Source organism: Pseudomonas sp. FH1, from assembly GCF_000510895.2.
In the GTDB taxonomy this organism is placed as follows: Bacteria; Pseudomonadota; Gammaproteobacteria; order Pseudomonadales; family Pseudomonadaceae; genus Aquipseudomonas; species Aquipseudomonas azotoformans_A.
Map to the genome: position 1 here is coordinate 1 of NZ_AOHM01000074.1, position 9,079 is coordinate 9,079.

General features: G+C 47.1%; 8 protein-coding genes and 1 pseudogene. 6 read left to right on the forward strand and 3 right to left on the reverse strand.

Annotated features, from left to right (window positions below):
* Window positions 1-311: pseudogene (locus H096_RS34385) on the forward strand (hypothetical protein); the annotation flags it as partial.
* Window positions 312-376: 65 nt separating this feature from the next.
* Here the strand turns inward: H096_RS34385 and H096_RS33480 are convergent.
* On the reverse strand, window positions 377-904 hold the full coding sequence (locus H096_RS33480) for a DUF4468 domain-containing protein (RefSeq protein ID WP_206542897.1): 528 nt from the start codon (window positions 902-904) through the stop codon (window positions 377-379).
* A gap of 288 nt (window positions 905-1,192) precedes the next feature.
* Between H096_RS33480 and H096_RS21845 the strand changes: the two genes are divergently transcribed.
* Window positions 1,193-2,890 carry a hypothetical protein gene (locus H096_RS21845; RefSeq protein ID WP_141562850.1) on the forward strand — a complete coding sequence of 566 codons (1,698 nt, stop codon included), beginning with the start codon at window positions 1,193-1,195 and terminating at the stop codon, window positions 2,888-2,890.
* A 404-nt stretch (window positions 2,891-3,294) separates the two neighbouring features.
* The gene (locus tag H096_RS21850; protein WP_082461731.1) at window positions 3,295-4,311 is read left to right on the forward strand and encodes a replication initiation protein; all 1,017 of its coding nucleotides are present in this window, start codon (window positions 3,295-3,297) and stop codon (window positions 4,309-4,311) included.
* Between the two features lie 144 nt (window positions 4,312-4,455).
* On the opposite strand, the gene H096_RS33485 is transcribed toward H096_RS21850, so the two are convergent.
* Entirely contained in the window at window positions 4,456-4,995 is a 540-nt protein-coding gene (locus H096_RS33485) for a type 4 pilus major pilin (protein WP_082461735.1), read from the reverse strand.
* 254 nt (window positions 4,996-5,249) lie between these two features.
* Entirely contained in the window at window positions 5,250-5,993 is a 744-nt protein-coding gene (locus H096_RS33490; protein ID WP_082461738.1) for a GIY-YIG nuclease family protein, read from the reverse strand.
* 132 nt (window positions 5,994-6,125) lie between these two features.
* On the opposite strand from H096_RS33490, the gene H096_RS21860 reads away from it, so the two are divergent.
* The 3 genes from H096_RS21860 (at window position 6,126) to H096_RS21870 (ending at window position 9,075) form a co-directional block, all read left to right on the forward strand.
* A complete protein-coding gene (locus tag H096_RS21860; RefSeq protein WP_241495528.1) occupies window positions 6,126-7,550 on the forward strand; it encodes an ATP-binding protein in 1,425 nt (474 codons plus the stop codon).
* A gap of 110 nt (window positions 7,551-7,660) precedes the next feature.
* Window positions 7,661-8,869 carry an EAL domain-containing response regulator gene (locus H096_RS21865; RefSeq protein ID WP_033901423.1) on the forward strand — a complete coding sequence of 403 codons (1,209 nt, stop codon included), beginning with the start codon at window positions 7,661-7,663 and terminating at the stop codon, window positions 8,867-8,869.
* Complete coding sequence (locus H096_RS21870; RefSeq protein WP_051422131.1) at window positions 8,866-9,075, forward strand: hypothetical protein; 210 nt, start codon at window positions 8,866-8,868, stop codon at window positions 9,073-9,075. The genes H096_RS21865 and H096_RS21870 overlap by 4 nt, the downstream gene beginning before the upstream one ends.
* Window positions 9,076-9,079: the final 4 nt, after the last annotated feature.

Genomic DNA, 9,079 nt, shown 5'->3' on the forward strand with positions numbered 1-9,079 from the left:
TCCAGCTTCAATTCAATGACCGTGTTGCACTCAGCTCCTGCAACCGCCATAGATTAAACCTGAAAATCAGCTCAATGCATTTGGCGAGCAAGTCCGACTTTAATGTGATGGAGATTTACCGCCTATTGCTAACAGAGCGAGGACGCATAAAGATCAATAACTTTCTGCACTCACAGAAAATTAAGCTAATTATCAATCCAATAAAAAAGAAATTCTTTGAGCTTGATATTTATCACGCTGACAAACATTTAGATACTATTGATGTAACGCCGGACGGTTACACGGCTCGATATAAGCCTCATCTGAAATAACGCATACCCAGCCCTAAAAAGCACCCAATCAAGATTGGGCACCTTTTAGGGCTCCACCCATAAAATCAAAAATCGTTAAGCTTGTCGAGCTTGCCGTTACCGTTCAATGCGCTTTGCATTTCTTTACTGATATTATCGAACTGACCAACAATTTGTGGATAGTCGCGCTTGGGAGGTAATGTCCAACCACACACTGAAGGGTTAGGTGCTCCCGGCACTAGCGCCAGCTGGAGTCTTGCTCGCCCGTCTTTAGCAATGAAGTAGATGTCATAGTTAGAGTAACAGGGCATTCCGGTAATAACGAAGCTATCAATGCTTAATTTCCAGCTTGAAACTGCTTTGGCGATGATAGTCCCTCGCTCCTTATCTTCAACCCTAGAGATTACTTTGCTGTTATTATAGGTGATCGCGAGATAATCACTTGCGCGCGTGTATAACTCATCCTTGCTAATTCCGGGGACCGAGTAGTCATAAAGAAATTCTTTTTTTTCGGTAGTTATGGTGAGTTGGTCAGGCGGAGTCGTTACGCAAGCAGATAATGCTAGGGCGCAGGCAAGAAGCATTGTTTTTCTTATCATACTATTAACATCCATGGTCGTTATGTGATTCGTTAATTTTTGTGAGTAACTATGGAAAATATCATGTTGCCATCAACTCGTCAAAATATATTCACCAACAAAGTATGCAAGGTGAACAAGTCCAGCCAAAAGCACAGCCCCATACAAGTATGGGTAAGCTGAACAAGTCCAGCTTAAAAGCAAAAGCATTGATCCAAATGCTAATATTTATATAGGGTTTATTCTAACCCGTTGGGCTTACCACCACACTTTGCTTCGCAAAGACGCTTCGCTTGCGGTAGTAAGCACAGGTTCCTTGCCGGAATGGCAGAAGCTAAAAGCGCTCTACTCCAATATAACAATCAACATGAGGATAAAATGAATGGCAAAAAAATAACTTCAATGATATTCAAAACATTGAACTATACAAATGAGATTAAGAAAAAATCAACAAATGGGCACGGCGGTCGCCGTCAGTTATTCAAGAGTCTGCGCCACTCCCTGCGCATACCAGCAAGTCAGCCAAAAAAATTGGAATGGTTCGATGAGCAATCTCATCTTAACCTAATCTGGCTTCCTGAAACTGGCACAACCAGACTTGACGATTACCCGAAAGAACAGAGAGAAGCACTACTTGCAAAAATCACCGATGAGGCAGAAGCACCAACTGTCGTTAAGAATAATAGAGCCGAACTACTGGAAGCACGCACAAAACTAAAAAACAAAGTCAAGAACGCAAGCAAAAAAGAAACTGACGATGGAAGTATCCTCGCTTTTCAAAACATACTCAACGTCAAAGGCATTGCTGATACTGAACAGCTTTTATCTGACATTGCTTTGTTTGACATACAACGAAAAAACCAGAAACTCGATACAGTGCGAAAATTTCTTGAATGTCATAACGAGATTGAAAACGGTCCAAAGCCTCTCATAAGAAAAAACCAAGCAGTCATCCAAGAAGCATTTTTTAAATTCCCTTCTAAAAACGAAGTTTCAGGGGTTAGCGCAGAAGGTCGAATTGACTTAATCAAAGGTTTTTACCAGCAGGTATTTCCTGAATATCCTATTCATTTCATCGTTTTGCATGGTGATGAAGACGTTGATCTAACAGACCATAGCGACCATCCGCACTTATTCATTTCAACAAAGAGCAGTAAAACTGGGCGTTATGACTTGCGTGAAACGCAGATCAAAAAAGTTAATTCTTACCTAAAAAAGCATCGCCCAGGAACAGAACTGATTGGCGAGACGCCTGATTTTTTGGAGTCTCAATTATTGTTCGGGTATTTACAGGATATGTTTTACGCCTACACGAACAACAGACTATTGAAAAACACCTCTTACTATGCAAAAAAACACGAAAAGACCGAAGGGCACATGAACACACTCCGCTACATCAATGGCGAGGCTAAAAAGCCAAAATCAGAACGTGCGTTTAATCTCTATGAATTGGCAAAAATCAAAAGAGAGGAAGCGGAGAACGCTTTAAAACTTGCACAAGGACGAAAGCAGGAAACCACTCATTATGTCCATAAAGCCCAGCAATATGTTAAAGCTCAGTTGACCAAGGCAGAGGACGCCATAGAACGCCAGAGGCTTGCAGAGGAAGCAACAGCCGAGGAACGTGAACAAGCAGATGCTTATCGCAGGAAAACTCAAAACCACATCAAAAATATTGAGAGTAAAAGTGCCGAGTCAGACCGTATTCAAGGAGAAATAACGGCAAGGATTGCCGAGTTAAAGTTATTTAAAACCAACCTCGGTGATCTCATATCTGGTGTAGTTGGCTGGCTTGATGAATTATTCTATGAGAAACGTCAAGACATACAGGAAAAGGCTCTTGAACGAGCAAGACTGGCTTATTTAAGAATTCAGATAAACGATAGGACGGATGGTAGCGAATTTATAAATCAAGCTGATAGAGAAATAGACCAGCATTTGGAGGTGCTGGATGAACATCGTGAAGAACTTCCAGACCTTCCGATTTCATCAGAAATAAAGCGCAAAATAAAACCAAGGTAAATAAAACCATCATTAGATGGTTTTTCAATGCAGAAACATTAAAAAATAACTATTGGCATCTGCTTTATAGCAATTATTCGGCGCTAGAGCCCTTGGCAATAAATATAAAACCCCTAGCTATGACTAGGGGTTTTACGGGTTATTATGCGAGTGAGCCGATTCAAAGCTCTTATTCATCATAACATATTGAATTTCAATTTTTAGCTTATAAAAACAAAATCCCTTAAAATTTGCACTTTAAGGGGTAAATGTTATCTTGCTTGTAAGGAGTAGAAATTAGGAGCGACCAAGCCTATCAATTTCTACGTTCAACGCATTGTATATCCAATATACCATTTCAAGTTGATGTAGCAAGAGCCAGTCTCAAATTTTCCTCCTAAATAACTAAATAATTAGAGGAGAAAATGAACAATGCTCATTTAAGGCTTGAAAACACGCTTGAACAATATAAGTCAAAACTTCCACCAAAGCCTTATCACACTAACGATTACTACTTCGGCAAGAAGATAGGCGCATTAGATTTAGCTCTAAAATCAAACCATATTCAGCCGAATTCGTTGACTCATAAATATTTCATCATACTTGATTTAGATAGTGATATGAGCGTATTGGATTGGGCAGACAAAGGATTGCCAGCGCCACATTTGATTGTGAGGAATTTAGATAATGGTCGCTCACATATGACCTACATACTAAAAACGTCCATCAAAAACGACGTGACGGGGCTCCAAAAGCCTATAAAATACTTTTCCGATGTTGAGCATGGGCTTGCAGTAAGGGTCGGCGCAGATATGAACTATAATGGGCTTTTGACTAAAAACCCTTTTAAAGCGTCCTCCTATAAAGTCCTTTCCTATGAAGATACACCCTACGATCTCGACTATCTCAATGAGTTTGTTGATAAAGACCTTGTTAAAAAACAGAGAGCCGAAAAAAAGAAAAAGAAAATTGAAGACGGATTCGCCTCGGGTAGAAATTGTACACTGTTTGAAAATCTCCGTTTATGGGCATATTCAAATTGGCATAGGTGCCATCAAACAGAGTTACGCTCAAATATTCTTGAGCAAGCAATGGAATTTAATACATTTGAGTGCCAGTTAGGTACAAGAGAGGTTGAAACCATTGCGAATAGTGTCTATCGGTTTATTACTCGCCATTTCTCTATAGAGAGGCTTAACGAATTGAAAAGTGATAGGGCTAAGCAGTCAAGAAAAAAGAGTTCTGCAAATCTAATATATATCGATGGCAAGCCTTGGGAAGATGAAGGGATACCGAAAAGAACCTACTATTATCGGAAAGAGAATAATGTCGATGCAGACCGCTCAGTTGAGTCCCAAGATAAGCCTTGGGAGAAAATGAATATGAGCCGTAGAACGTATTATAGAAAGAAAAGCCAAGGATTGATTGAAATAAATTTTTAGTTTGGCACTAAAGTTGCACTTTTACTATATCAAGGATAATAGCCCCGTAGGGGGAGCAACTTGGCAGGGTATCTCCAATATACTCCCATAAATTTTCGGACAAACAAAAAGCCCAATCAAGGGCTTTGTTGTTTTGGCAGAGCATTAGGTATTCGAACCTAATCTAATAAACACAAGGTCGGTAACTTCACCTCCGTTATCTCCACATACACTCCCCACTTGAGATATGCTGTAAGTGCTATCGTATGTAGCCAGAGCTTTACCTTCGACAGTATCCCAGCCAACAGCCTTTTGTGCTCTAACTATATTTGAACACACTTCGCCAGAAGGCACGCCTGTATATGTCACAGTGAACCCGCTTGGGGTTTGCCCTGTTATTTCGATAGTCCCGCCGAAGACGTTGCTGATAACACCACTGCTACTTACTTTAACGCTTTTAGGAAAAACGCCCATTTTTAGAGCGAGCGCTTTATCTAGGTCTTTCGTATCTTCACTAGCGAAAAGTTGTTCTGTCTGAGAGAATATCGTAGATAGCTCCTTATTCACAGTTGATGAATTGCTGGCATTACGTGCATTTGAATAAAGAGCAAATATCCCTGCAACTACTGCTGCAAATATAGCAAACCATATCAAAGCTTCAATTAGGGTTAATCCGTTATTTTTGGATGAGTGTTTTAATTTCATATATATATTTAATGTTATTTGATTAATTTAACATATATTTTTCTTTAACTCAGGAATTGGACTTGACAGTTAGTAATCAAATGCTAAATTGATATTGTTTAGTGTTGTTATTAAACGCCAACTTATACTTTGTTATGAGATTTTAAGTTGTTAAGAAAAAACCGCCTTCGGGCGGTTTTTCGTGTTTAATCTTTATTGGTCATTATTCGAGGTATTCGGTTTTGTTGCCAGAGGAATGATTGACACGACCTTGATCATCCCAGCCTTATAGAGCACGGTGAAAAAATACTAATGCGCAAACTTTCCAACTCCTTGTAGTTTTGTCTTATCCACTCTCGTAACGCACGCCCTCCCATTATCCTTGGTGTTCCATTGCTATTGGCTTTTCTGTTTATTACTCCTACAACTGGATCACTATATTTCCCCAGATAAATCTCTATGTTTTCTCCATCATCTCCGAACAACTTTGATTCCAGTATCGGAACGTTGAAAAAACCTTTCTCATAATAGGTAGAATGCAATATAAGTTGGAACTGTTTCTTTATTTTTGGTGCGACTTCCGCCCGCTCTATTTTTGGAGCTTCTAGCTCTTCACTTGCGAAATGGTTAGTCTGCCGACCATTCCATTCAGGATTTACAGTTTTTATAAGACTGTCTTCGAGTCCAGCAGCAAGATTCAGATGAAAGACTCCGTAATGCATAAGCCCATTGTCAGGCAGAACGTAAATATCAACAACTTCATCTTGGGATATAGAGCTCAAGATATTAGCATTATTTTTTATATTAGTTCTTTGAGTTTCAGAGGGTTTCTTATAACCATACATACGTTCTGCAATAGTTCTTGTTGTTTTTCCAATATATTTAACTTCATCATCTATAGCGAATGCGTAAAGAGCGTTTTTTTGACTGGCAGACTTGTTTAGTTCAAGTTTTAGCTCTTTGTTTTCGCTGAACCAATGACCAATTAATTCAAATCCTATCGCCCTCAACCTATCCATATTTAAAACGCTCCGAATCCGATCACTTTCTTAAATACAATATTCAATCATAGCAGTCCGTTGGACAGAAATGCAGGGACGTGTCAGAATTCTGAAATTCTACATATCGCCCCGTTCATTGCGGTGATCGGCATGCTCGAACTGGCGATGAAAAAAGCCGACAAGGGGGTGCTCGACCGTTCGGCCATCGAAGTCGCCTCCGGCGCGGCGCGGGGCCTGCTCGACCTGATTGGCGATATTCTCGATATCGCGCGTATTGAATCCGGGCGCCTGTCGCTGGCGCCGGAGCGGGCCAACCTGCGTGAACTGATCGAGTCGGTGGCGCGGGTGTTCGATGGTCTCGCCCGGCAGAAACAACTGCGCTTGCAGCTGGACCTGGAGGCACAGATCAGTACCGAGGTGCTGATCGACCCGCAGCGCTTCAAGCAGGTGTTGTCCAACCTGCTGAGCAATGCGATCAAGTTTACCGATGCCGGCCAGGTGCGCCTGGTCGCCAGGGCGCACGTCTTGCCGGGGCAGGAACGCCTGGCCCTGTGCTTGCGCGTGGAGGACAGTGGGCGCGGTATCTCCGAGCAAGACCAGCAACGCCTGTTCAGCCCGTTTACCCAGGCGGACAACCATGGCCAGGCGCCCCGTGGCGGCTCAGGGCTGGGGCTGGTGATCAGCCGCACCCTGTGCGAAATGATGGGCGGTACCCTGACCCTGGACAGCACGTTGGGGCAGGGCACGCAGATTGAAGTGCGCTTGGATGCACCGATCCTGGAACCTTGTGCACCCTTGGCCGAGGTTGAGCCCCAGGTGGCTGGCGAGGCCCTGAATATCCTGGTGATCGACGACTATCCGGCGAACCGGCTGTTGTTGTCGGAGCAACTGGGTTACCTGGGCCACCGGGTCACCGATGCCGAGGACGGCGCCCACGGCCTGCGGGCTTGGCGCAACGAGCTGTTCGATGTGGTCATCACCGACTGCAATATGCCGATCATGAATGGCTACGCGTTGGCGCGGGCGATTCGCGCCGAAGAGGCCGCGCGCGGCTTGCATCGCGGTCTGGTGCTGGGCTTTACCGCCAATGCCTTGGCCGAAGAAAAAGTGCGCTGCGTCGAGGCGGGCATGGACGACTGCCTGTTCAAGCCCATTAGCCTCAAGGACCTGGGTGCACGCTTGGCGCAAGTCAAACCCCAGGCGGTGGTTCAACCCGACGCGCGGGCCGACATGCCACCGTTGGAAGACATCGACATCAGCAGCCTGGAGCAACTGGCCCGTGGCGACCAGGCGTCGGTCAAGCGCCTGCTGGGCGACCTGGCCGTGAGCAATGACGGCGACATGGCCAAGCTCATGCGCTTGTTTACCCAGCACGATGTGCAAGGGCTCGCTGACCTGGCCCACCGGGTCAAGGGCGGTGCGCGGATTATCAGCGCCGCCGGCTTGATCCACGCGTGCGAGGCCCTTGAGTCGGCGGCCCAAGGGCTGGACGCGGCGGCGCTGACGGCGGCCGTGGATACCTTGCAACAGTCGATGGAGCACTTGGCGGAGCAGTTGGAGGATTACCTGGCGTGAGGTGTGGGCGTTCTTGGGAAATTTCCTACAAGCGTAGAGACGTTTCCTAGGTCCACTTAGGCCAAGTCGCGAAACAATGGGGCACTTCTCTACAGACGAGTCCCGCCCTCATGACCTTTGCGCTACGTGTCCTGGTATTGGAAGACCATGCTTTCCAGCGCTCCGTTGCCGTCAAAATGCTTGAACACTTGGGCTGCGCCAAGGTGTTCGAAGCTGCGGACGGTGCCCAGGCCCTGGCCCTGCTGGACCGCGAAGGCCCGGTGGACATCGCCCTCTGTGACTTGCAGATGGAAGGCATGGACGGCGTTGAGTTCATCCAGCGCGTCGGCGCCAGCGGGCAGGTCGGGTCGATCATCATCAGCAGCTCGTTGTCGCCGGACTTGCGGCGTGCGGTGCGCCAGATCGTCTCGTTGCTCGGGCTGGAGTTCCTCGGGGATGTGGAAAAACCTTTGCAGGCGGGGGCGCTGGAAGCATTGCTAAAAAAGCAGTTGCATGCCCGGCCTATCGCAGCCTGCCCACCCGATGACGCACCCGCGTGTGCCACCGAAGCCCAGATGCGCCGAGCGCTGGCCGAGGAGCAATTGCAGGCGTATTACCAACCCAAGTTCAACCTGCGCAGCGGCGCCGTGTGCGGGGTAGAAGTGCTGGCACGCTGGCAGCATCCCACGCGAGGCATCGTGTCGCCCGCCGTGTTTTTGCCAGCGCTGGAACGCTACGGTTTGCTGGATGAGGGCTTGTACCTGCAGATGCACCAGTCCTTGGCCGTGCACGAACAAGCGAGGTGCCAAGGCAGCCTGTTGAACATGGCGTTCAACCTGAGCGCCAGCCAGTTGGCCAATCGCGAGTTGGCTGGCAACATCAAGCAGATCCTGCAGAGCCACGGTGTGGCGGGCAGCCATGTCACCTTTGAAATCACCGAAAGCGGCCTGCTCGAAACCCCGAATGTCAGCCTGGAAAGCCTGGTGCGCCTGCGGATGATGGGCTGTCGCTTGTCGATCGATGACTTCGGCGCCGGGTTTTCCTCGATGCAGCGCCTGTGTCAGTTGCCCTTCAATGAAATCAAGCTGGATGCGGAGTTTGTACGCAACCTCAAGCATGAGCCGCGCTGCCTGGCGGTCATCGGCAGCACGTTGGCCTTGGGTGAGGCGCTGGACATGTCGGTGGTGATCGAAGGCATCGAAACGGCTGAGCAACACCGCGCATTGCTGGCGCTGGGCTGCACCCTCGGCCAAGGCTATTGGCACGCACGGCCCATGAGCGGCAGCGATCTGCTGGGCTGGTTGCATCACTCGGCTGCGGCCGTCGGGAGCCGGTCATGATCAACAAGGGCTTGCGCGTGATGATTGCCGACACCCAGCACGAACGGCGCCTGCGCCTGGAGCGTGACTTCAACCACCAGGGCTATTACGCCATTGCGCCGGTGTCGAGCCTGGACGAGCTGACGACGCTGCTCGGCTGTGGCGACCGTGCATTTGACCTGGTACTGCATTTATGCCGACCAAATTATGTAAACAAATCTTGTTAGACCG

Bases quoted from the DNA above. Each gene is read 5' to 3' on its own strand.
- H096_RS21860 (WP_241495528.1), top strand. From the start codon at position 6,126: ATGCTCGAACTGGCGATGAAAAAAGCCGACAAGGGGGTGCTCGACCGT.
- H096_RS21865 (WP_033901423.1), top strand. From the start codon at position 7,661: ATGACCTTTGCGCTACGTGTCCTGGTATTGGAAGACCATGCTTTCCAG.
- H096_RS33485 (WP_082461735.1), bottom strand. From the start codon at position 4,995: ATGAAATTAAAACACTCATCCAAAAATAACGGATTAACCCTAATTGAA.
- H096_RS21845 (WP_141562850.1), top strand. From the start codon at position 1,193: ATGGCAGAAGCTAAAAGCGCTCTACTCCAATATAACAATCAACATGAG.
- H096_RS33490 (WP_082461738.1), bottom strand. From the start codon at position 5,993: ATGGATAGGTTGAGGGCGATAGGATTTGAATTAATTGGTCATTGGTTC.
- H096_RS21850 (WP_082461731.1), top strand. From the start codon at position 3,295: ATGAACAATGCTCATTTAAGGCTTGAAAACACGCTTGAACAATATAAG.
- H096_RS21870 (WP_051422131.1), top strand. From the start codon at position 8,866: ATGATCAACAAGGGCTTGCGCGTGATGATTGCCGACACCCAGCACGAA.
- H096_RS33480 (WP_206542897.1), bottom strand. From the start codon at position 904: ATGGATGTTAATAGTATGATAAGAAAAACAATGCTTCTTGCCTGCGCC.